The 23,674-nt window shown below is 56.7% G+C and carries 18 protein-coding genes; 5 read left to right on the forward strand and 13 right to left on the reverse strand.

Features of this window, described 5'->3' with window-relative positions; genetic code table 11:
• The first annotated feature begins 3 nt into the window (after positions 1-3).
• From GS605_RS10160 to GS605_RS10170, 3 genes are read left to right on the forward strand one after another with little or no spacing between them, the layout of a single operon-like run.
• Positions 4-1,128 carry a cobalamin-independent methionine synthase II family protein gene (locus GS605_RS10160; RefSeq protein ID WP_171723897.1) on the forward strand — a complete coding sequence of 375 codons (1,125 nt, stop codon included), beginning with the start codon at positions 4-6 and terminating at the stop codon, positions 1,126-1,128.
• Positions 1,125-1,820, forward strand: coding sequence for an alpha/beta fold hydrolase (locus GS605_RS10165; RefSeq protein WP_171637129.1), 696 nt, complete (start codon positions 1,125-1,127; stop codon positions 1,818-1,820). Before GS605_RS10160 ends, GS605_RS10165 begins: the two co-directional genes overlap by 4 nt.
• Complete coding sequence (locus GS605_RS10170) at positions 1,817-2,512, forward strand: RraA family protein (RefSeq protein ID WP_171723898.1); 696 nt, start codon at positions 1,817-1,819, stop codon at positions 2,510-2,512. The genes GS605_RS10165 and GS605_RS10170 overlap by 4 nt, the downstream gene beginning before the upstream one ends.
• Before the next feature lie 280 nt (positions 2,513-2,792).
• Here the strand turns inward: GS605_RS10170 and GS605_RS10175 are convergent, their stop codons facing one another.
• Complete coding sequence (locus GS605_RS10175) at positions 2,793-6,254, reverse strand: indolepyruvate ferredoxin oxidoreductase family protein (RefSeq protein ID WP_171723899.1); 3,462 nt, start codon at positions 6,252-6,254, stop codon at positions 2,793-2,795.
• 127 nt (positions 6,255-6,381) lie between these two features.
• Between GS605_RS10175 and GS605_RS10180 the strand changes: the two genes are divergently transcribed.
• Complete coding sequence (locus GS605_RS10180) at positions 6,382-6,849, forward strand: Lrp/AsnC family transcriptional regulator (RefSeq protein ID WP_171637228.1); 468 nt, start codon at positions 6,382-6,384, stop codon at positions 6,847-6,849.
• A gap of 459 nt (positions 6,850-7,308) precedes the next feature.
• Here GS605_RS10180 and GS605_RS10185 read toward each other — a convergent pair whose 3' ends face one another.
• The 5 genes from GS605_RS10185 to GS605_RS10205 form a co-directional block, all read right to left on the reverse strand.
• Positions 7,309-8,973 carry a Na/Pi cotransporter family protein gene (locus GS605_RS10185; RefSeq protein ID WP_171723900.1) on the reverse strand — a complete coding sequence of 555 codons (1,665 nt, stop codon included), beginning with the start codon at positions 8,971-8,973 and terminating at the stop codon, positions 7,309-7,311.
• A gap of 240 nt (positions 8,974-9,213) precedes the next feature.
• Entirely contained in the window at positions 9,214-10,566 is a 1,353-nt protein-coding gene (locus GS605_RS10190) for an aspartate aminotransferase family protein (protein ID WP_171637139.1), read from the reverse strand.
• A gap of 106 nt (positions 10,567-10,672) precedes the next feature.
• The gene (gene phnY, locus GS605_RS10195; RefSeq protein ID WP_253283277.1) at positions 10,673-12,136 is read right to left on the reverse strand and encodes a phosphonoacetaldehyde dehydrogenase; all 1,464 of its coding nucleotides are present in this window, start codon (positions 12,134-12,136) and stop codon (positions 10,673-10,675) included.
• A 3-nt stretch (positions 12,137-12,139) separates the two neighbouring features.
• Complete coding sequence (phnA, locus tag GS605_RS10200) at positions 12,140-13,384, reverse strand: phosphonoacetate hydrolase (RefSeq protein WP_171723901.1); 1,245 nt, start codon at positions 13,382-13,384, stop codon at positions 12,140-12,142.
• 18 nt (positions 13,385-13,402) lie between these two features.
• Positions 13,403-14,590, reverse strand: a complete 1,188-nt coding sequence (locus GS605_RS10205; protein WP_171723902.1) for a 2-aminoethylphosphonate--pyruvate transaminase — start codon at positions 14,588-14,590, stop codon at positions 13,403-13,405.
• A gap of 120 nt (positions 14,591-14,710) precedes the next feature.
• Between GS605_RS10205 and GS605_RS10210 the strand changes: the two genes are divergently transcribed.
• Positions 14,711-15,601 carry a LysR substrate-binding domain-containing protein gene (locus GS605_RS10210; protein ID WP_171118368.1) on the forward strand — a complete coding sequence of 297 codons (891 nt, stop codon included), beginning with the start codon at positions 14,711-14,713 and terminating at the stop codon, positions 15,599-15,601.
• Between the two features lie 24 nt (positions 15,602-15,625).
• Here GS605_RS10210 and GS605_RS10215 read toward each other — a convergent pair whose 3' ends face one another.
• The 7 genes from GS605_RS10215 to glyA form a co-directional block, all read right to left on the reverse strand.
• Positions 15,626-17,647 carry a putative 2-aminoethylphosphonate ABC transporter permease subunit gene (locus GS605_RS10215; protein WP_171723903.1) on the reverse strand — a complete coding sequence of 674 codons (2,022 nt, stop codon included), beginning with the start codon at positions 17,645-17,647 and terminating at the stop codon, positions 15,626-15,628.
• Positions 17,644-18,759, reverse strand: a complete 1,116-nt coding sequence (locus GS605_RS10220) for a putative 2-aminoethylphosphonate ABC transporter ATP-binding protein (protein WP_209835388.1) — start codon at positions 18,757-18,759, stop codon at positions 17,644-17,646. Before GS605_RS10220 ends, GS605_RS10215 begins: the two co-directional genes overlap by 4 nt.
• A 132-nt stretch (positions 18,760-18,891) precedes the next feature.
• Entirely contained in the window at positions 18,892-19,911 is a 1,020-nt protein-coding gene (locus tag GS605_RS10225; RefSeq protein WP_171118362.1) for a putative 2-aminoethylphosphonate ABC transporter substrate-binding protein, read from the reverse strand.
• Between the two features lie 269 nt (positions 19,912-20,180).
• On the reverse strand, positions 20,181-21,020 hold the full coding sequence (locus GS605_RS10230) for a hypothetical protein (protein ID WP_171637153.1): 840 nt from the start codon (positions 21,018-21,020) through the stop codon (positions 20,181-20,183).
• The gene (locus GS605_RS21255; RefSeq protein ID WP_371807751.1) at positions 21,017-21,421 is read right to left on the reverse strand and encodes an FAD-dependent oxidoreductase; all 405 of its coding nucleotides are present in this window, start codon (positions 21,419-21,421) and stop codon (positions 21,017-21,019) included. The genes GS605_RS10230 and GS605_RS21255 overlap by 4 nt, the downstream gene beginning before the upstream one ends.
• Positions 21,422-21,478: 57 nt before the next feature.
• A complete protein-coding gene (locus tag GS605_RS10240) occupies positions 21,479-22,234 on the reverse strand; it encodes a DeoR/GlpR family DNA-binding transcription regulator (RefSeq protein WP_171723905.1) in 756 nt (251 codons plus the stop codon).
• A gap of 161 nt (positions 22,235-22,395) precedes the next feature.
• Positions 22,396-23,661 (reverse strand): serine hydroxymethyltransferase, encoded by a 1,266-nt coding sequence (gene glyA / locus GS605_RS10245; protein WP_171723906.1) that lies wholly within the window; start codon positions 23,659-23,661, stop codon positions 22,396-22,398.
• Between the last annotated feature and the right edge of the window lie 13 nt (positions 23,662-23,674).

Consider the following 23,674-nt stretch of genomic DNA (forward strand, 5'->3'; position numbering starts at 1 on the left):
CCCATGACCGTAAAAACAACACATGTTGGCTCTCTGCCCCGAACGCAGGACGTCGTGGATTTTATTTTTGCCCGCGAAAACGGCGAACCTTATGACACAGGCGCCTTTGATACCTGCATGGCCAACGCCGTGGCCGAAACGGTGCGCAAACAGGTCGAAGCCGGTGTTGATATCGTCAGCGACGGCGAAACTTCGAAAATCTCCTATGCGACCTATGTCAAAGATCGCTACACTGGGTTTTCGGGCGACAGCCCTCGTAACGCGCCGGCAGACTTGAAGATGTTCCCCGGCTTTCTGCAAAGACTGGCCGATGACGGCGGTACGCCACAATACGCAAGGCCGATGTGCACGGGTGAGGTGCGATCAAAAGGGCAAGGCGAGTTGCAAAAGGACATCACCAATCTCAAGGCGGCCATGGCTCGACACGGGGCCGAGCGCGGCTTCATGAATGCCGCGTCTCCCGGAGTGATCTCGTTGTTTTTGCAGAATGATTTCTACCCTACGCGTGAGGCTTATCTGGCAGCGTTGGCCGACGCGATGAAGGACGAATACGAAACCATCGTCGCCGCCGGGTTGGACCTGCAGCTGGATTGCCCCGATCTTGCCTTGTCGCGCCACATGCTGTTCACCGACCTGTCGGATGAGGCGTTCATCAAGATTGCCGACATGCATGTCGAGGCCCTGAACCACGCGCTTCAGAACGTCCCGCAGGATCGGGTACGGGTACATATTTGCTGGGGCAACTACGAAGGCCCTCATTGCTGCGACATCGCCATGGACAAGGTCTTCAGCACCCTGATGGCGACCAAGTCGCGCTATGTCCTGTTCGAAACGTCCAATCCGCGGCATGCCCATGAATGGACTGTCTTCCGGGACCGCAAGGCCGAGATTCCCGATGACAAGGTTCTGGTGCCCGGCGTGGTCGATACCACGACCAATTTCGTCGAACATCCCGAACTTGTGGCCCAACGGATTGACCGGTTCACGGAAATCGTGGGACCGGACCGGGTGATCGCGGGCAGCGATTGCGGCTTTGGCACTTTTGCGGGTTTCGGCGCCGTCGATCCCCAGATCGCCTATGCCAAGCTGGCGGCGTTGTCCGAAGGGGCAAAGCTGGCTTCGGCATGAAACCTCTGATTTTGTTGCCGGGCATGATGTGTGATGCCCGGCTTTTTGGCCCCCAGATCAATGCTCTGTCGGGCAGAATGCCCGTGATGACCTTTCCGTTGTCTCATCACGACAGCATAGAGGCCATGGCCCAGGATATCCTTGGAAATGCGCCGCCGGTTTTCGCGCTGGCCGGGCTGTCCATGGGGGGTATCGTGGCGATGGAGGTCACGCGCCAAGCCCCCGAACGTGTTTCGCGTCTGGCCTTGCTTGACACCAATCCACTGGCGGAAAAGCCAGAGGTAAAAGCGCGTCGTACGCCGCAGATGTCCGCCGTTCGCAAGGGTCAGCTGAGGACCGTGATGCGTGACGAGATGAAGCCCGGGTATCTGGCTGACGGACCGAACCGGGGGGCGATCCTGGATCTGTGCATGGCAATGGCCACCGACCTGGGCCCAGACGTTTTCATACGTCAGTCCAAGGCACTTATGAACCGACCGGACCAAAGCGAGACACTGACGGCCTATGCCGGACGGGCTCTGGTTTTGTGCGGGCATGAAGACCGGCTTTGCCCAGTTGAACGCCACCGTCTTATGCATGACCTGTTGCCACGAAGCGCGCTTGAGATCATCGGCGACGCGGGCCATCTCCCGACATTGGAACAACCTGAAAAAACAACAGCGGCGCTGTCCCGCTGGCTGGAGGACACATGACACCGTCCCTTTTGTCTTTGCTTCGCAAAGTCGATACGCCAACTGTCTGCAATGCCATCGAGGTGGCACAGGGCAGGCGCGGGTTCGACAGGTTCACACGTGGCACCATGCTAAGCTCGGCCCCCGAAGGGCGTGCCATCGTCGGCTATGCGCGCACCGCCAAAATTGCTGCGGTCAATCCCCCGACCGAGCCGCCCGAAGTCATCAAAGCCCGACGTATGGCCTATTACAGGTACATGGCCGAGGCACCCGGCCCTTCAATCGCCGTGATCGAGGATCTGGATTATCCCGATTGCATCGGCGCATATTGGGGTGAGATCAATACGACGGTTCACAAGGGTTTCGGCATGTCTGGCGCTCTGACCAACGGTGTCATGCGGGATCTCGGGGATTTGCCTTCAGGGTTCCCGGTTGTCGCTGGTTCCATCGGCCCGAGCCATGGTTTCGTCCACGTCCGCGAGATTGACACTCAGGTTTCGATTTTTGGTCTGACAGTTGACCCCGGTGATCTGGTTCACGCCGATCGTCATGGTGCATTGCTCATACCGAATGATGTCGTTGATCAATTGGAAGGTGCCATCCAAAAACTTTTGGCGACAGAACGTATTGTTCTGGACGCAGCCCGCGAGCCCGCGTTTGATTTCGAAGCATTCGAAACCGCCTGGGCCGCCTTTGAAAAAGCAAGGGTCTGATCGCAGGGGTCGGAAACAATGAAAGCCGGCTGGGTGAAAAGCACTTACAAGTCCCTTGCTCGTCAACCCAGAGCAAGACGGCCTCTGCCAACGCAATGCCCGTGACGAAGTGTTACCCACATCCGTCTGTCCGGTGGCCGCGTCGCGCCGCTGCTGGTGACGCCCGAACGCAAACCGGACCGTTTCAGACAGAAGTCCATTACACCGGAGTGTAAGGGGGTTCAGATCCGTTCAGCCCCGTGTACAATCCGCGTTTCCAGACAGGTTCCGGAAAGAACAATCAAACCTTGTGAAAAGCGGCGCCCTGCGCATCCCTTCGCTGTTCTCCGATCACGTTCAGCATGGCATCTACATCTGCACGTACGGTTTGTGTTGCCGCTTCGCGCACCGGGCCAAAACCGCGGATATCCAGCGGGGCTGACAGGATTTTCAGGCAGGTTTCCGCCTCCAGCTCGGGGCTGACTTCTTCGATGCGAATTAAGACAGCCAGAAACCAGGCCAGGGTTTCGTTTTCAAGCTTGCGGTCCCTTGAAAACCGGAATGGATCAAGCCAGCCGCCGCGAAGCCTGCGTGCACGCGAAAGGAGCCTTAGAACGGGGGTCATCCAACCACCATAGCTTCGCTTGCGCGGTCGCCCGCGTGCATCCTTGCGACCGCTCAGAACCGGTGGCGCGAGGTGGTATTTGATCCGAAAATCCCCTTCGAACTCGGACCGCAGTTGTTTCTCGAATTGTTGCGATGTCAGCAACCGAGCAACCTCGTATTCGTCCTTGATTGCCATGAGGCGAAACAGGGATTTTGCCGCAAGCGAAAGCGCTTCCTCGCGTATCTGGTCAGGCAGTGCTGCGGACAGACGGGCCAGGCGATCCCGGTACTTTTGCGCATAACCGTCATCGTGATAGGTCGCCAATTCATCGGACCGGTAATCGATTATCTGCTGCGATGTTTCTTGCGAAAAGCTCTTTTCCCTCGCATTCAGCATCTGCGGGTTTGCAGCGATCACCCGCCCCAGATCAAAGGCCATTATGTTGGCCTCGATCGCGGTTCCATTGAGCTTGATCGCCTGTTTGATTGCAACCTCACTGATTGGAATGTTCCCCAACTGCCACGCGACACCAAACAGCAAGGTATTGGCAAAGACCGAATCCCCCAGCAAATCCACAGCCAACTGGTTTGCATCCAACGCGAAGACATTTTCTGCGCCGACGGTCCGGCGTATCAACGCTTCTCTTTCGTCGACCTTGAGCTGGGCATCGCGGTGCAAAACAAGGTCGCCTGTTGGTATTTCCGCACGGTTCAGTACGACCTTTGTGCCCTTGCGATAGTGAACCGAGGCTTTGGGCGCCGAAGACACGACCACGTCACACCCGATGACGGCGTCGGCGCTATTGGCCTCAATTCGGACCTGATTGATTTCTTCGGGCGTGCGGGCAATGCGAACATAGCCGACAACCGTACCGAATTTCTGGGCGAACCCGGTGAAATCCAGCACGCTGGCGCCTTTGCCTTCCAAATGCGCCGCCATCGTCAGAACGGCGCCCACCGTTACGACACCGGTGCCGCCGACCCCGCCGACCAAAAGATCGTACGGCGCGTGCAGGTCAGGAAGCTGCGGGTCGGGAACCTTGGCAAGAAGCGACGGGATATCCAGTTTCTGCCTGGGTTCCTTTCGCCGCACCGCCCCTTCCACCGTAATGAAACTGGGGCAAAACCCGTTCAGGCAGGAAAAGTCCTTGTTGCACGAGTTCAGGTTGACCTTTCGCTTGCGGCCCAATGGGGTTTCCAATGGTTCAATACTCAGACAGTTGCTTTCGACCGAGCAATCGCCGCAGCCTTCGCACACCGCGGGGTTGATGAAAGCAAACCGCTTGGGGTCTTCTGTTTTGCCACGCTTGCGGCGACGACGTTTCTCGGTGGCGCAGGTCTGCTCGTAGATTAAAACCGTCACACCTTGGATGTCACGCAACTCACGCTGCACCGCATCCATCTCTTCCCGGGGGTGAAAGCTCGTTCGTGCCGGAAAATCGCTGGAATCGAATTTCGTAATGTCGTCTGAAACCAACGCGATCCGGTCCACACCTTCTGCGCGACAGGTCTGGGCGATCCCGGAAACGCTGATAGGGCCATCAACAGGCTGCCCCCCCGTCATTGCCACTGCGTCATTGTAAAGGATCTTGTAGGTGATGTTCGTACCCGCCGCCACGGCCTGGCGAATGGCAAGCGACCCGGAATGATACCAAGTGCCCTCGCCAAGGTTTTGAAAGATATGTTTGTTGCCATTGAATTTCGAGGCAACAACATGCGGCACACCTTCCCCACCCATCTGCGCATAACCGACCGTGTTGCGGTTCATCCAACTTGCCATCACGTGACAGCCGATGCCTGACGCAGCCATGCTTCCATCGGGGACTTTGGTGGATGTGTTGTGGGGACAACCCGAGCAAAAATACGGAGCCCTGACCGCACCCGGAACATTCAGAACGGATGGCGGTTCGTCCGTCAGCGCCTTCGCCTTTTCCAAGAAACCCTCTTCCGGGAAAAAACGGTCGAGTCGCTCTGCAACGACTGGGATCAGGTTCAACGGGCTCAACTCTCCGGTCCAGGGAATCAACGGATCACCCGCTGCGCGGTGTTTTCCGACCATCTTTTCGGGTTTGTCCCCCGGCCAGTCATAGAAATATTCCTTGAACTGGCTTTCGATGATCCCGCGTTTTTCCTCGACGACCAGCACCTCTTTTTTACCACGGACGAAAGACAGCGCATCGCGCCGCGCCAAAGGCCAAACCATCCCGACCTTGTAGATGTCGATGCCCAAACGGCGGCATCCGCTTTCGTCGAGCCCCAGAAGGCGCAGCACTTCCATCAGGTCCAGATGGCTTTTGCCCGTTGTGACAATCCCGAATGGGGCATCCTTGATGTCATAGATGCGCCGGTCGATCGGGTTCGCCTCGACAAAAGCCTCGACTGCCAGCAACTTGTGTTCGATCCGCGTCTCGATGGCCGGGCTTGGCAAATCGGCGCTGCGCACGTGCAAGCCGCCCGGCGGCAGATCTATTTCCGGCAAGGTAAACGTACGGTCCGGCTTCAACCGCACGGATTGCCCGCTTTCCACGGTTTCCGAAATCGCCTTGAACCCGACCCAGGTGCCCGAGTATCGGCTCAGCGCGATCCCGTATTCACCGAACTCCAGGTATTCAGCCACGTTGGCCGGGTTCAGCGTTGGCATGAACCAGGTCATGAAGGCGACGTCGGACTGATGCGTCATTGAAGAAGACACGCAGCCATGATCGTCACCCGCGACAACCAGTACCCCGCCCTTCGGCGACGAGCCATATGCATTGCCATGGCGCAACGCGTCCCCTGAACGGTCAACTCCGGGGCCCTTCCCGTACCACATCGAAAACACGCCCTCGACCTCACAATCGGGATCAAGCGAGGCCTGCTGGGCACCAAGAACCGCTGTTGCGCCGAGGTCTTCGTTTACGGCCGGCATGAATGTGATCCTGGCCGCCTCGGTTTCCTCTTTCGCTCGCCACAGCTCCAGATCCAACCCACCAAGAGGAGACCCCCGATATCCGGAAATGAACCCGGCCGTGTTGTTTCCTGCTGCTGCGTCCCTGCGGGCCTGGTCTAACATGATGCGCACCAGAGCTTGCGTTCCCGTCAGGAAAACACGACCCTTTGAGGCTTTGTATCGGTCCGACAGGGCGTAAGTATCGAATTTCAGGGACTGGTCAGTCATGGACACCTCGCCTTTTCTGGATATTTTACCGGAAATTTTTGAAGGATCTGTTCTATCTTCCCGACGTTTCCTAGCATTCTTGAAAAATCATCTCTTCTTTTGTCGCAATTTGGGGTATTTTTCTCGGATGCTTCTCGACTCACGTGACTGCCAACTTCTCGCGCTGCTTCAAAAGGACTGTCGCATCTCAAATGCTGACCTTGCACAACGGGTGGGCATGTCATCCTCTGCTTGCTGGCGTCGTGTCCGTGTGTTTGAAGAGGCCGGCCTGATTTCGCAGTACCGTGCCGAATTGTCGCCTGAACACGCCGGGCTTTCGTTTCAGGCCCTGGTGCATGTTCATCTGACCCGGCACAATCCGGAACATCTTGAACGCTTCATTGCCGCGATCGAGAAGCGCCCTGAAGTCATGGAATGCTACGCAACGACCGGGCAGGCAGATTACCACATGCGGGTGATCTGCAAGGATATCGGGGCTTACAACGTTTTTCTTGAAGAATTCCTGTTTCGCCTGCCGGCGGTGGAAAGCGCGCAAACAAATGTCGTTCTGCGCGAAATCAAACGCAGCAACGCCCTGCCCATTCCTTCCTGTTGAGATCGGTTCCCGGGTGGGGCTTTCCGGCTGGTATCGGCTTTGTTGCAAAGCTTTGAACGCACCAAGCGAAAGATCCACTCGAACCCGTTCCCAAGCTACGATTTGGCCCGCCAAACTCCACGGAATTGATGTTCATAGAATTTTTCACGCATCAGGTCTGGGAGCGCCCCCAAAAACCGTCGCGCAATTCAGCTTCAAGGCAGGTAAAACGTGGTTGCCTTTTCGACCGCAACCTTTTGGATTCCGCCTTCTGCGCCGCCCTCTGGGCGGAAGCTTCCATCGACGCCGAACAGCCGCAAAACCGAATTTCGAAACTGAAGCCATTTTTTTGCTTCGCGTTTCGATTTTCCTGTTTTCTTTTCCCGTGCTTGCATCGAGTCCGGCTCCTGTTCGCTGCCGTCATCCCGAGTGTAGCATCGTTCCTTTGCTTTTTCAGATTTTTATCAGAGAACCTTACGACTATTTCGCAATTTCGTCGATCAGCCGCGTCTCGAGGAGCTGGCCATTCTGGTACAGCACCGGGTAAGCAATAGATGCGATATGGCTGTTGAACTCCCGGAACGCCCGCAACGTCTCAAGATGAATATCACTGGTTTCGAAGCTTTCCCGTGACCCGTGCTGCAATCGGCGCAGATGTCGTTTTCGGCTTTCACGTTCCACCCGTTTGATTTCGGTCTTCTCAAGGCTCAGCAGGCGCGCGCTTTCCAGATCGTCTGAAATAAGCACGTTTGATGCCAGCTTCATGTTGGCCAGAATGCCCTCGTGCATCTGAACAAGTTCCGACCAGCCTTCCTGTGAGAAACTCGAGCCTTTGGCCCGCATTTCACCCGCCAACACGGTCAAACGCTTGGCCACGACATCACCGGCCGTCTCCAGCCGGATAGCGAACTCCATCAGGTCGCGTGCGGATTTTTCATCTTTTTTTTCATATACATCCGGTGGAATCGCCGAAACGAATGCCCTGATCCCGGACAGGCAATTGTTCACGTCCTCGTCGATGGCCTGTACCGCTCGAATCTGTTGTTTGTCGCCACTGCGATACAATTCCAGGCAAGGCCGGAACATGGTTTCGACAAGGTCGCTCATCCGCAGCAGCTCACGTTTGAGGCTTGGTAGGGCCTGGCTGGGATTTGCCACATTGCCTATGTCCAATGCGCTGGCCGGTCGTGCCGGTTGCGGAACCAGTTCCTTCTTCTGATCCGGCAAAAACCTTTCGAACAGAACTTTCAATCTCCCGCAAAATGGCAAGGCCAGAAGCAGCAGTGACAGGTTGAACAAAACATGCACATTGACCAGCATCTGCCCGCCTTGCGGGTCTCCTAACAACCCGGTCCGCAAAGCCATGTTGGCGGCAAATAAACTCACCAAAGCCCAACTGCCACGCAATGCCAGGTTGGCATATGGAATGCGCCGGGACTGGACTGGCATGGCGCGGGTGAGCCAGACCGGAATGAAGGCAGAGCCGAAATTCGCGCCAAACACCAAAGACATCCCGGCGGCGAACGGGATCGCTCCGATCTGCACAAGGGTGACACACATGAGGATGGCCGCCACCGAAGAATGCATGATGAAAGCCAAGGCGCCCCCGACCAGAAACGCGGTGATATAATCGCGCGCCAGATAATCCGCCACCGCGGGCAGAAACGCGCTGTCCCGAATGGGATCCATTGCCTCGCGAAGGAACCGAAGCGAGATCAGGATAAAGGCCACGCCCATCAGGATGCGCCCCATTTGCCGGGTTTTTTTGGCGTCGGTCTTTACGAACAGATACCCCCCAACCGCCAACAGCATCGGAACAAGCCAGTCCAGCCGGAACGAAAGAATCTGGATGATCAGCGCCGACCCCAGATCGCCGCCAAGTACAATCGCAAGGCCGGCAGGAAAACTGAGCATTCCACTGGCCGCAAACCCCGAGGTCAACAGAGCAACAGCCGCCGAACTTTGCAGCACGACCGCCATCGTCAGCCCAACCACCGAGGCCTGAAGGTAGCTGCGTTGTTGGGTCATTACCCGCTGGAAAGACGCCCCATAGCTGCGCTCGATCCCGGTTCGCACCATACGAACCGCGTAAAGCAGCAGCATCGTCGCCCCGGCAAGGCTGATAAGGAAGCTGACAATTGCCATACTCTACCCCGTTATTCTTTTTGGCCCAGCTTGTCGCGGCGCATTGAATTATTCATGTTACCGGCCGCGATCGGGAAGGGATACATCCCATTTTGGCATACAAGGCGTAAACTCCTGTGAGCTTCACCGCAAGCACTTGACCGCGCTTTGACGGAACATCCGTCACTTATGAACTTGGCCAAGGGCCCCCGGAAGGGCGCGGCCCCTGATCCTATTGTGACACGAGATCGGTAAGGGGCGTCAACTCTCGGCCTTGATTGCAGCAATTACGATATCGATTGCGCGGTCCAGTTCCAAACGCGAGATCGTCAGCGGCGGTGACAGTGTCAGAACGCACCCCTGGCTGATCTTATAGCTCAGACCGGCCTCGAGACAGGCATAATAGATCCGTTCGGCGCACGCGTTCCCCGGTGTTTTGTCGGCGCGATCATCGACGATTTCGATCCCGAACATCAGGCCCCTTCCCCGGATGTCTCCGACAATCGGAACGTTCTGAAGTTCATCCATCAAGCGACCAATGGCATGTTCACCCAGTTCGGCTGACCGGCGAACCAGGCCTTCGTCTTCGATGATCTGAATTGTCGTCAAAGCGGCACGGGCGGTGACCGGGTTTTTTTCGTGCGTGTAATGCCCGATGGCAAAATCTCCGCAGACATCTAGTTGCTTACGGGCGACACAGGCGGCAATAGGCAGGATGCCGCCGCCAAGCGCCTTCCCAAGTGTCACGATGTCCGGGATGATCTCGTCATGTTCAAAGGCGAACATCCTGCCCGTCTTGCCAAGACCCGTCGGGATTTCATCCATGATCAACAGCGCCCCGTGACGGTTGCATGCCTCGCGCACCGTCTTCCAGAACCCCGGCGGCGGGACATAGGGCACGGCGCGCATCGGTTCCGCAATGACCGCCGCCACATCTCCTTCGCGCTCGAGGACATATTCCACCATTTTCGCACAAGCCAGCCCGCAGGTTTCGGGGCCCGCATGATTGTACGGGCATCGATAGCAGGCAAAAGGGGCGACATGTTCGGTACCGGACAAAAGGGGCCCCGCAATGTGACTGCGAAAGGTCGCCTCTCCGCCGACACTTGCGGCGCCGAAACCCGCGCCATGGAAGGCATCCCAGAAGCTGATTGTTTTGAAACGACCGGTGGCGGCACGCGCGATCCTGAGGGCAACCTCGTTGGCGTCGGATCCGCCAGTGGTAAAGAGCATTTTGCCCAGATCACCAGGCACGATCTCTGCCAGTTTTTCAGCCAGCTCCACCGCCGGATCATTGGTAAAGCGGCGGGGCGCAAAGGGCAGATCGTCAAGCTGTGCCTTTATGGCGGCTACCAAGCGGGGATGGCCATACCCGATGTGGTGTACCGAGTTGCCGTGGAAATCCATATACCGGCGGCCCTCGATATCTTCGATCCAGAGCCCTTCGGCCTTTGCAATGGTGCTGACGCAGGGTGAGGACAGAGATTGATGCAGGAAAACGTTCGCATCGCGTTTGAGCAATGGCGATGATTTCGGCCCCATCGATTTTTGCAGCCACGCCTTGCGCGCCTCGGACGTGTTTGATTCCCCTTCAGTGTGGACAATTTGTGGCATCGCCGCTCCTCTTTGCCGTCATCAAAAGATGCGGACCCCGCAAGGCCCGCCAGTACCAGGGAGGAACTGTGTTGCCCTTTCCGCAAAAGGAGTAAGGGCAACAGACTCAGTTAGGCCACGGCAGCGAATAGGTTTTGACGTTGGTGAAAAACTTCATCGCTTCGATGACGCCTTCCTTCACCCCGTTTCCACTGTCCTTGATGCCGCCAAAGGGCGACATTTCAATGCGGTAACCCGGCTGTTCCCAGATGTTGCAGGTGCCGACGTTCAACCCGTTGATGAAGGCAATCGCCCGGTTCAGATCATTGGTGCAGACACCCGAAGACAGGCCGAACTCGGTTCCGTTTGAAATTGCCATCACCTCTTCGTCGTTGTCCGGCACACGAACGATCGGCACGATGGGACCAAAGGTTTCCTCCATCACCAGCTCGCTGTCATGGGGAACCTTGTCGACGACGATTGGCGGCAGCAGCGCCCCCTGACGACCGGGGTGGTACAGAATTTCAGCACCCTCTTTTTCCGCCTGAAAAACGCGGTTTTCAAAAATTTCGGCGGCCTTGTCATGGATCACGCATCCCAATTCGGTTTCCGGGTCTTGCGGATCGCCGAACTTGATCTTCTTGGCCTTTTCAAGAACCAGCGGCACGAATGTATCGGCCACACTTTCCTGCACGAGAATGCGCTTGACCGCCGTGCAACGCTGGCCGGAATTTCCGGTAGCCCCCGCCACCGCAATGGCTGCCGCCTTGTCCAGATCGGCCTCACTGAGGTCATTCAGAACGATCAGAGGGTCGTTGCCGCCAAGTTCCAGCGCCTGACGCTTGTAGACGCCCTTTTCGGCGATCATCTTGCCGACGGGCACACCGCCGGTGAAGGTGATGATATCAATGTGCTCATTGGTGATCATTTCGTCGCCAATGTCGGCGGGCCAACCTGTCACGACCTGGAACATCTCGGGCGGCAAGCCGGCCTCGTAGAGAATGTCCGCCAGTGTCAATGCGGTCAGCGGCGTCAGCTCGGTCGGTTTGCAAACCATGCAATTGTTGGTGGCAATCGACGGCGCGATCTTGTGGCTGACCATGTTCAGCGGGTGGTTGAACGGCGTGATCGCGCTGATTGCTTTCACCGGTTCTCGGGTGGTGAAAATCTTGCGGGCCTTGCCATTGTGGGTCAGGTCGCAGGAGAAGATCTCACCATCATCCTTCAGTGCCTCGGCCGCCGCGAATTGATACACGTCCTGCGCGCGCTTGGTTTCGTAGATCGCATGCTGGTGACAGATCCCCAACTCCAGCGTCAGCCATTTCGCAAGATAATCGCGCTTTTCGCCGATCAACTCGCCTGCCCGTTGCAGGATCTGGCTGCGCTCGTATCGGGTCAGCTTGGGTTTGTAATTCGCCGCAATCTCAAACGCCCGGCGCGCATGTTCGGCTGTACCGGCTGGTACGTGACCCACAACCTCGTTTGTGTACGGGTAGAGAACGGGAACGGTGTCATCGGTAAAGACTATTTCGCCGCCGATCCGCATTCCCTCGTTGCGTACTTCGATTTTCGACATGGTCAGATCTTTCATAGCTTACTGTGCCGCCGCTGTTGTTGCGTAGAAGAAGGCATCGAAATTGCGCAGCACGGGTTGGTTTGGCAGGTCGATGACACGGTTCACGATGAAGGGAACTTCCTGCTCGGTCAAACCACCATGGCTGCGCAACGGCTCTTTGAGTGCTGCCAGATCGTGGCGATGCTCGGACGTGCCGATGCAGATGTTTTCACCGGAAACCATCACGATGTCGCCAATGCGGTCGCCCGGCAATTCGAATTGCTCGATCGCCTCGGCCTTGGTCAGCACATGAGTGATGCCGCTGGTCGCCTTGAGCTTGCTGATGATGTCGTCCTGGTCTGCTCCGTCAGGCAAATAAGCGGTTGCAAAAGACCCCAACGCGCCATGATGCACGACGTATGGATCGGTAATCGGAAGAATGACCCGCGCCGCATCCTTGCCCAGCCATTCGTCCATCAGGTCTTGCACGTACACCACCGAGGGGGATCCATCCGCCAAATGCTTTGGCTTCATGCCGTGATCCGCGGTCACCACGATGGCCGCACCCAATTCATCCAACTCGCCAAGATACCGGTCGAACATGGCATAGAAATCGAGTGCGCCTTTTTGATCGGGTGCAAACTTGTGCTGGATATAGTCGGTCGTCGACAAATACATCACGTCGGGCTTGAACTCTTTCAGCAGCTTGACGCCAGCGGCAAAGACAAATTCGGAAAGCTCTGCCGAGTAGACCTCGGGAACGTCCATGCCCAGCCATTCGCTGGCGTTGTCGATGCCATGTTCCGCCAGCGTCGTTTCACCCGACCGTTCGGAAGAAAACGCAACCGCCCTGCCCTCGTCAAATTTCAGCCCGGCCCCCAACAGCGCGCGCAGCTTGTCCTTGGCGGTTACCATCGCCACGCGGAAACCTGCGTCGTAGAATTGGGAAAAAATGGTCGGCGCACGCAGGAAGCGGACATCATTCATCATCACTTCCTCACCGCTGTCGGGGTCGATGAGGTAGTTGCCGCAGATGCCATGCACGATCGGAGGGCGCCCGGTGGCAATCGAAAGATTGTTGGGGTTGGTGAAGGACGGGATAACGGAATGGGCCAGTCGGTCCGTGCCCTCTTTGCGTATCCGCTTGAGATTGGGCATCAGCCCTTTCGCAATCGCGACATCAAGATATTCGGGCTCGCATCCATCAAGGCAGATGGCAATGGCAGGCACCTTCGGCGTCGGATAGACGCGCTCATTTGCTTCGACAGGGGTTTGAATGGTCATCTGTATTTTCCTTGATGTTTAAGCGGCCAGCTTGGCGCGTTCTTCCAGTGCCCGAAGAGGAGGAGCGGCGTTTGTCACGCCCATTTCTTCCAGGGATTCCTTTGCTGCGCGCACGACATTGCGCATGACGTCTTCGTCCATCTGACCGATGCATCCGACGCGGAAACTGTCGACGACGGTCAGCTTGCCCGGGTAGATAATGAACCCTTTGTCCTTCATCAGGTTGTAGAACTGATCGAATACGAATTTCTCATCGGCGGGGCAGAAGAACGTGACGATGATCGGGCTGAGCCAACGATTGTCCAGCAGCGTTTCGAAACCCAGTTCACGCATGCCCGCAACCATGACGTCCCGGTTGCGGGTGTAACGTGCGCCGCGGCCGGCAACACCGCCTTCAGCTGCATGCGCCCGAAGCGCTTCGATGAAGGCGGCGACCACGTGCGTCGGCGGGGTAAAGCGCCACTGACCGGTCTTGTTCATGTGCGCCCATTGGGCGTGCACATCCAGAGACAGGGAATGACTGTTACCCTTTGCGGCTTCCAGCTCGTTCTTGCGCGCCACAATGAAGCCAAAGCCAGGAACGCCCTCGATGCACTTGTTGGCCGAAGACACCATGGCTTCATAGCGAATATCCGAGGGCCTGAGCTCGATCGCGCCAAAGGCAGACATCGAGTCGATCAAAAGCTTGCGACCGGCTGCATATGTGGCCTCGGATATTTCCTCGACGGGGTTCAAGATACCCGAACTGGTTTCGCAGTGAATGGCAACAACATGCGTGATGGCCGGGTCATCCGCGAGAATGCGCGCAACCTCGTCGCCCCGTGGCGGCAGGTAATCGCCCTTGTCCAGCACGATATGGTCCCGGCCCAGATACTGTAGCGTCTGCGCAGAACGTTGCCCATAGGCGCCATTGGCCAGTACCAGCGCCTTTCCTTCCGGCGGAATAAAAGACGCCAGCATTGCTTCGACCGAGAAGGAGCCGCTGCCTTGCATTGGCACACAATCGAAGGCGTCGGCTCCTTCACCAAGCAGGTCCAGCAGGCTTGACCGCAGCTCTTTTGTCATGGCGCGAAAGTCGTCGTCCCAGCTGCCCCAGTCCTTCAGCATGGCCTCTTTCACGGCATAGGACGTTGTCAAAGGACCGGGTGTCAAAAGGTATGGTTCGCCAAGGCGCGGTTGCTCGATTTTTGGATAGGATGGCGTCATTACCGGGCTCCAGAACAGCGTTTTCACAAACACCATTGCAGCAACGGTTGCTATATGTGAAATTGCAAATATCAATCTAATTATAAGTGCAGCCTATGCACAAATCATTGGGGACCGGTGATGCGGCACAGCCAGCTCAAAGCCTTTCATTACGTGGCCAAACATGGCGGGTTTTCCCGCGCGGCCGAGGCACTTTTTCTGACGCAGCCGGCGATTTCCGAACAGGTTCGAAAGCTGGAACAGGATCACGATCTGTTGTTGTTTCAGCGCGAACGAAAACGCGTGAACCTCACCCCCGAAGGCGAACAGCTTTACCGGTTCACAAAGCAGTATTTTGAGATCGAAGATCAGATCGAGGACTACCTTTCGGAAACCAAGGCCGCAATCGACGGGGAATTGCGGATCATCGCCGATTCAGCGCATCACATGACGTCTTTCCTGGGGTCGTTTCAAAAGAAGTACCCCAAAATCACCATCACCGTGCGGTCCGGAAACACCGAAGAAATTCTGGAAGAACTTCGGTCGTACAATGCCGAGATTGGTGTTGTCGGCAGCCTGTCCCCCGGCAAGGACATGGATGTGTTGAACCTAGGGTCCACTGAAATCGTGGCCTTTGCCGCCCAAGGCGTTCTTTTGGCATCCAAACCTTCGCTTTCTTTGGAAGAACTGGCCGATCTGCCGCTGGTTTTCAGAGAGCACGGGTCAAAAACACGTCAGAAATTGGAAGAAGAAGCCGAAAGGCGCGGTATCACGTTGAATCCTGCAATCGTTGCGGAAGGACGCGAGGCCGTGCGCGAGCTTGTGGCCTCGGGGGCAGGCATCGGGTTTGTCTCTCAGGCAGAGTATGGGCATGATGATCGGTTGCGACAAATCAAGCTCAAGGACGTGAAGTTGCAAATGGGTGAAAGCATGATTTCGCTGTCGCAACGGCGCAACGTAAAGATCATCCGGGCCTTCATGGACTTTGCCCAGCGCGCGCTGGAAGAAAAAAGCCCCCCCGCCGATACCTGACCGGCGGGGGCACGGTTCCTTTGGCTACCGGCTTCGCCAAGCCTGAGTGCGCTTCAGGATGCCTTTTGAAGCAATCAGGTGAACGATCCGGGCAGCGGCGTTGGTGTAAAAGATCATCATGCCCATCGCCGCCGCAGGCGCGATATCCCCGGCATCATCCATGTTCAGCACCGCGATGGACGCAAGCGTCGTTTTGGGAGAATAGAGGAATACCACTGCCGACACGGTCGTCATCGCATTGACGAACAGATAGATTGAGATGTCCAACACCGCTGGCAGACAAACCGGAACCGTTACCCGTGCAAACAGCTTCATTGTCGGCTGTTTGAGCGAGGCAGACACTGACTCAAATTCTCTGTCCATTTGCTTGAGCGCGGTGACGGCCGTCAGGTGCGATACGGTGTAGAAATGCGTCACAGTGCAAATCACCAAAATCGCCATCGTGCCGTAAATCCCGTTCAGCGGATTGGACGGGTTGTTGAAGAAGAAGATGTAGGACAGCCCCAATACCATTCCCGGGATCGCCATGGGTAGCATCGCGAACATCTGGAAAATCGACCGGCCGGTTCTGAACCCGTTTGATTTTTCAACCAGATAGGCCCCGAAGAACACAACCGTCGTGCCGATGACTGCCGTCAGCAACGCCAGTTTGATCGAGTTGAAATACGACCCCCAGCCGCCGCCGTCCATTCTGTTGAACTGATAGTTCTTGAGGCTCAGACTCAGGTCGTAGGGCCAGAACTTGATCAGCGCCGCAAACTGACACACAGCCAGAAGACCAACGATGAACAGGCCGATCAGGCTGCAATAGATCAGGAATATGCGGTCAGCTTTCGGGTTTGGCGTCGCCTGATATGGCACGGAACGCGCCGAAAGCAGCGCAACCTGCTTGGACTGAACCATCCGGTCAATGGCAAAAGCCAGAATGGCCGGAATGACCAGAACCACAGAGACCACGGCGCCCATTTCAAAGTTCTGCTGGCCGATCACCTGTTTGTAGATATCCACAGCAAGCACGTTGAATTGACCACCGATGACCTTTGGCAATCCGAAATCAGTGATCACCAGGTTGAACACGACAAAGGCCGCCGAGATCAGGCCATAGCGGGCCCCGGGGATGGTTACGGTCCAGAAGGTCCGCCATGGCGTCGACCGCAAGCTGGCCGCAGCTTCATACAGGCGCGCGTCAGATATCGCGAGCGCGGTCGATATGATCAGAAACGCGTGCGGAAAGGTAAAGAAAACCGATCCGATCACGATGCCTATGGGGCCGTAAATGCTGGCACCGAACAGCAACTCCTTGATCATGCCCTGATTGCCGAACAGATAGACCAACGCGATGCCCGGCAAGAGCGACGGAACCAGGATCGGTGCCATCGCGATAAGGCGAAAAACACCCTTGAACCGCATGCAGCTTCGGTTCAGCGCATAGGCGAACCAAAACGCCAGTGTCACCGTCACAATGGTGCTGACGACCGAGATCCAAAGCGAGTTCTTGATCGAATTGAACAGTGCCGGTGTCGAGAAGTAGTTTATGAAATTGTCCAACCCTCGCGACTGGACCGGCCGCATTTGCACCCGGCGGAACGTGTTGGAATCAAGCTCGACCCAATCGGCGCCTTCATTCAATGTCGATCCGACCAGAAAGCGCCCGGTATCCGTCGTGTTGCGGATCTTGTACATCACCGGGCTGCGAAAGCTGAAATCAGGAAAAAATCCGGTCACCGACAAGCGCCCGTCCGAACCCGTCACCAGGTCAGAGTCGGAATAGACCCCCAATTGCCTGTTCAACTCGTCTGCCGACAGGATCGTTCCGTCGAAGACGCCTGCGTCGTCACTTACCTGAAACTCGTACTGGGACAGCTCGACCCGATAGGTCGAAAACGACTTGGACAGCATCGTGTAAAGCGGCAACGCCAATGTCACGACCAGATACAGCGCGATCACCATCATGCTGCCGCGCATCAGGATATCATCACGGCTGAGCTTGGGCTTGATGTCCGGCCCGACAGGCAGGCTGTCCTGATTGATAGAAACCGAGCTCATGCCTTGGCCTCCGGCGCTTCAAACGCCATAAGGCGGTTCTCGGGAAGCTCAATCACCACGCTGCGCCCCTCTTCCAGTTCCAGACGACGCACGGCATTGATCGAGAAATCCGCGATCAGTTCCGATGATCCGAACTTCTCGTTGTTCAAGCGGCAGCGCCAGAACGAACCCAGGAACTCCATCTCATCCAGCGTCACCTCTATGCAGTTCCGATTGCCGCCCGTGTCGAGATAACCAGCTTCATGAGGGATGATGTCTTCGGGTCGAATGGCCGCGATGATCGGAGTTCCATCGTTGAACTTGTGGCTGAGGCAGGCAAAGGTCTTTTCACCGACGCTCAAACGTCCGCCTTTGGTGACCTGCGACCGGATCTGGTTCATTTCACCGATAAAGTCGGCAACGAACAGATTGGCCGGATCCCGGTAGATTTCGGTAGGGGGCCCCACCTGTTCGATCACACCATGATTCATGACCACGATGCGGTCTGCCATCGCCAGCGCTTCTTCCTGATCGTGAGTCACCATCACGGTGGTCACACCCAGCTTGCGCTGCAACTCCTTGATCTCGTGCCGCAGATGAACACGCACTTTGGCGTCCAGCGCCGACAGGGGTTCGTCCAGCAGCAAAAGTCCGGGGTTGGTCGCAATGGCACGCGCCAGCGCAATTCGTTGCTGCTGACCACCTGACAATTGCGCCGGATATTTCTTGCCCTGATCCGGCAGACCAACCAGGGTCAAGAGTTCGTTTACGCGAATAGCGATATCCGATTTGCTGCGGCCGGTGTTTTCAAGGCCAAAAGCGATGTTCTTTTCAATCGTCAGATTTGGGAACAACGCGTAGGACTGAAACACGATCCCGAAATCACGCTCGGACGGGGGCAGATTGGACACGTCCTTGCCATCCTGCATGACCGTACCCTTGGTCTGCAAATCCAATCCGGCGATTGCCCGCAAAAGAGTGGTCTTGCCGCACCCGGACGGGCCGAGGAAACAGACAAACTCGCCCTCGTTGATTTCCAAAGAGATGTCCTTGAGCGCCAGAAAGCTTCCGAACGCTTTCCACAAATTCTGGATGCTGAGATACAGTTCACCGGGTGGTGTTTTCTGAAGCACGGGAGAAGTCCTCACATCTGCACCTCGGGCGCGGCCGGTCCTGGCCGGTTGAAACCGGGTGAGTAAGTTGTTTTTCGGGGAACAAGAGACTGGTGTGCAGGAGAGGCACGAAAACCTCTCCTGCCAATGGGGTTACTTCGCTTCCGACTTTCCGTCATAGCGAGACTGCCATTCCTTCAGGATTGCCGCGCGATTGTTGGCGGCAAACTCAAAATCATTTTCGATCATTGCATCCAGAAGACCCTCTGGGAAGTGCTCAACCGGTTTTGCAACGCCCGGATAGGCGACAACTGCATAGCCGGTGTTGTACATCTCGTTGGCTTCTTTGGTGACGGTGAAATCCACCAGCTTTTGCGCGGCCTCCAAATTGGCGGTGCCAGCAACAATTGCGGTGGCTTCCATGTCCCATCCGACGCCCTCGGAAGGCACGATGATCTCAAGCGGCGCGCCGTCGGCTTTGGACTTTGCCCCGCGGAACGCAAAGGAAATGCCAATCGGGATTTCGCCTGCTGCGGCCAGTTTGCAGGGTTTTGAACCTGAATGGGTGTACCGCGCGATATTCTCGTGCAGCGCATCCATGTATTCCCAACCACCTTCTTCACCGAACATCTGCAACCAGCTGGACACGTCAAGGAAACCGGTGCCCGATGAGTTCGGATTGGGCATGATCACCTGATCTTTGTACATCGGATCGGTGAGATCCTTCCAGGATGTCGGCGGGGTCAACCCGGCCTTTTCGGCCTCGACGGTGTTGTAGCAGACGGATGCAACCCAGGCGTCCATGCCGACCCAGGCAGGGGGGTTGTCGCCATCAACAAATTTTTTGTCCAGCTTTTCCACACCGGCCGGCGCATAAGGCTCCAACATACCTTCTGATTTCAGCAGCAGCAGCGACGTGGCGGCCAGGCCCCAAACAACGTCTGCCTGCGGATTATCACGTTCTGCCAGCAATTTCGCCGTAATGATCCCGGTCGAGTCGCGAACCCAATTGATCTTGATATCAGGGTGGCTTTGATTGAACGTCTCGGCATACCGGGCCAAGTCTTCCGCCTCGACTGCGGTATAAACTGTAAGTTCCGTTTCCGATGCCGCCGCCGTCGCCGTCAGCGCACCGATAGTCAGAGCTGCGAGAAGTGATGCTTTGTGTTTCATTGTGATCCTCTGTTGGTAATTATGTTGTTTTCGCCATTCTTGCGCGGCGTTAGAACTCGATTATTGTGCACCGATTGTTTGACAGCAGTTTGACAGATAAAAACGCCAATAAAAATCGATTATATCTTCGATGTCATAAGCATCTCCTATAGATGAAATCCGCTCGCCCCGGAAGATCAGCGCGGAACTGGCCATGACGATCAACAGATCATCAAGGCATGTCAAAGGAGCTTAATTCTCAAAACTTTCCCGCGGCGGCGCAAGAACGCTCAACGTGTCATCGCAAGGAGTCCGATCCCGATCGCGACAATAGTCGCTGCAAGAAGCCTGTTGGATTTCGGCCCTTCGCCGAACCACATCACACCAATAAGCGATGCAAAGATAACCGAACTTTCCCTAAGCGCGGATACAACGCCCAAGGGCGCGACCGTCTTCGCATACAGCACCAGCCCATACGCCACGCCAGAGATGACGCCGCCTGTCAGACCCGCCCACACATAACGCCTGGGCAGTGCGACGAAACGCTGCCATCTGGTTGCGAAGATAAATCCGGCGACAAAAATTTCCGCAACGAACAATGCCGCAATGTATCCCAGTATATTCCCGGACAGCCGGATACCAATGCCGTCCACAATCGAATAGGACGCTATCATCAGGCCCGTGCCAAACGACGCCGCCACGGCGACCCAGCTTGTGTTTCGGCCCAGCCCGACCAGGGACAGGCACCCAATCCCAGCCGAGATGCAGACAATGCCGACCCACGCGATCGGCGGCAGAAACTCACCCGCGAAAAGAATGGCACCCACCGTGACCAGGATTGGCGTCATCCCGCGTGAGATCGGGTACACCACCGACAGATCCCCATGTTTGTACGCGGTGTTGAGAAACCAATAGTACCCCCAGTGGATCAGGGTCGAACCGATGATGAAGGGGAACGCCGCCCAAACCGGCAAGCCGATAAAAGGCAACGCAATCAGCGCAGGCACGGCGTGGCCAAGCGCCACCAACCCCAAAACAACCGCTTTGTCGGGCGCGCCTTTGACAACCGCATTCCAGAGCGCGTGCAACACGGCTGCGGTCAATACGATGAGAACTGCCTGTAGTGTCATTGTGGCCCGACGATATGAGCTGAATATTTGTCTTGCGTCAGATTTCGACTTTCAGCGCGCTTGTTTGCGCGCGCATGCAGTGACTTGACCAAATCTTGATCTGTATCGCGGCAGCAACGGTTTAGGGGGCTCAATCCCGCTGGGCAATGCGACCCCGGCGAGGGGCGGATCAGGTTGGTCATCGCGGGTTGGTTGCACAACGGACCAACCAGACCAGCCACATGCCATGTGGTGCCACGGCTTGGTTGCCCCTGCTCAATAAGCACCACTTCACGTTGCCACTTTCCGGTCAGATGATACGCAACCGTGCAGCCAATGATGATGCCTCCGACAATAACATGCTGCGCTGTGCGAAAGTTTGGTGTCAGCCATCGGGTCGCTCCGTACTCAGGGATTCGGATTTCCCTTCACCCTATTTGTACTTTGCAAAATTTTGCAATTGCTTTCCTGTCTTTGCGTTATGCTTTCACAATATCCACGGGTTGGCTTTGCAGCGCGCCAGCTATGCTGTTTGGCAACTCCTCATCCACAACCAGAGTCGCTTTCACCGGCAGAGGTTTCATCACGATCGGACCAACCAAGTCGAACTTGCTGCTATCAGCCAGGATCAGCGGCCGCTGCGCCCGTTGCATCATCATATGACGCAGGTTGGCGCCTTCCAGTGAGAAATCCGTAAACAATGCCCGAGAGCTCACACCGCCGACCCCGATCAACGCATATTCCGTATTGTATCGCGACAGGTGGTCGAGCGTGTCCAAACCCAATGTGACATTCTCTGAAAAATCCAGCCGTCCGCCCAGCAGCGTGACTTCGGCGGCCGCCGACGCCAGCACAGATGCAATCGTCAAATCATTGGTATATATTGTAAGGTTTTGTCGCACAGCAGCCAGAGCCTGCGCCGCCGCCACTGTCGTTGACCCGCTGTCGATTATCACGCTGGCCCCGTCCGGAATCACGCTTGCCACATAGACTCCAATCCGTTCCTTGCCTTGCGGGTTGGTTTGAGCCCGGTCGGCCATCGGAGGTTCCCGCCTGCGAACACTGGTCGCACCGCCCCGCACCTGATGAAGCTTGTTCTCCAGTGCCAACTGTTCAATATCCTTGCGCACGGTTTCCCGTGACACACCAAGCCGTTCCGTCAGCGAACGGATCGAGACCGCTGGCTGGCGCGAGACTTCTTCCAGTATGATGGCGTGGCGTTCAGGTGCGAGCATTGGCCGGCCCTTTGGTTTTGAACTGCACGAATATGCCAAAATTTGCAAACATGGTACAGCCCAAACACCCAATCAGGCATGCGTTGCCATGGCGCAGCGGTGACGCGCTCACACCAATGGTCAAGAGCGGTCAATGGACCCTGCCACCGGGCACGCAGTGACTACGCTGGATAGATGGGGAACGATTTGCACAACGTTGCGACCGAGGCTTTGCAGCGCGGAATTGTCGCGTCGGTATCACCCGTGGCCTCAGCTTCGATCAAATCCGCAATCACGTTTGCCAACTGGTCGAACGCGGTCTCTTTCATGCCGCGGGTCGTTGCCGCGCTCACGCCCAGGCGCAATCCAACCCATTCTGACGGTCGCGTGCTGTCATTGGGGATCGCGTTTTTGTTGGTCGTGATATTGGCCTTTTCCAGAACGGCCTCGGCGCGTTTGCCTGTGATACCCTTGGGGCTGAGATCCACGAGCACCAGATGCGTGTCAGTACCACCGGACACGATACGCAACCCCCGGGACTGCAAGGTTTCTGCAAGTTTGGCGGCGTTGGCTTTGACCTGCGCTCCGTAGTCCTTGAACTCATCCGTAAGCGCTTCGGCAAGGCAAACCGCTTTGGCCGCCAGAACCTGGCTGTGGATCGAACCCTGAACGCCTGGGAAAACCGCAGATTGCAGCCTCTTGAACCAGTCCTCGTTGTTGGTGAGGATCAGCCCGCCACGAGGACCACGCAGTGTTTTTGTCGTGGTGCACGTCACAATGTCCGCATGCGGAAAAGGCGAAGGATGCACGCCCGCGGCGACCAGTCCGGCAATATGGGCCATGTCCACATGAAAATGCGCACCAACCTTCCTGGCGATTTGCCCCATGCGCCCGAAGTCGATTTCCCGTGGATAGGCAGACCCACCCGCGATCAGCAGCTTTGGCCGGATTTCCTCGGCCAGTTTTTCCAGCGCATCGCAGTCAATGACCTCGGATTCGGCATCGACACCATAATGATGCGGTTCGAACCAGCGACCCGACAGGTTGGCCTTCAGGCCGTGACTCAGATGACCGCCGGCAGCCAGATCCAGCGACAAAACCCTGTCGCCAGGCTTAAGCAGCAGAAAGAAAACAGCAAGGTTCGCCTGGCTGCCGGAATGGGGCTGAACATTGGCATAGTCGCATCCGAACAGTTCCCTGGCGCGGTCGATTGCCGCCTGCTCGACGACGTCGACAAACTGACCGCCCCCATGGAACCGGTTTCCCGGATACCCTTCAAGCGTCTTGTTGGTCATCTCATGCCCGAGAGCATCCAGCACCGCGCGGCTGACGATATTTTCGGACGCGATCAGCTCAATTTGGTCCTGCTGGCGCTTTTTCTCGTTTGCAAGAGCTTCTGCGACGACGGGGTCGGTCATCCCAACTGGGTTTTCAAAGTGCCGCGACATCCGGGCTCCTCCG

This window comes from Ruegeria sp. HKCCD7559 (assembly GCF_013110575.1).
Classification (GTDB): domain Bacteria; phylum Pseudomonadota; class Alphaproteobacteria; order Rhodobacterales; family Rhodobacteraceae; genus Ruegeria.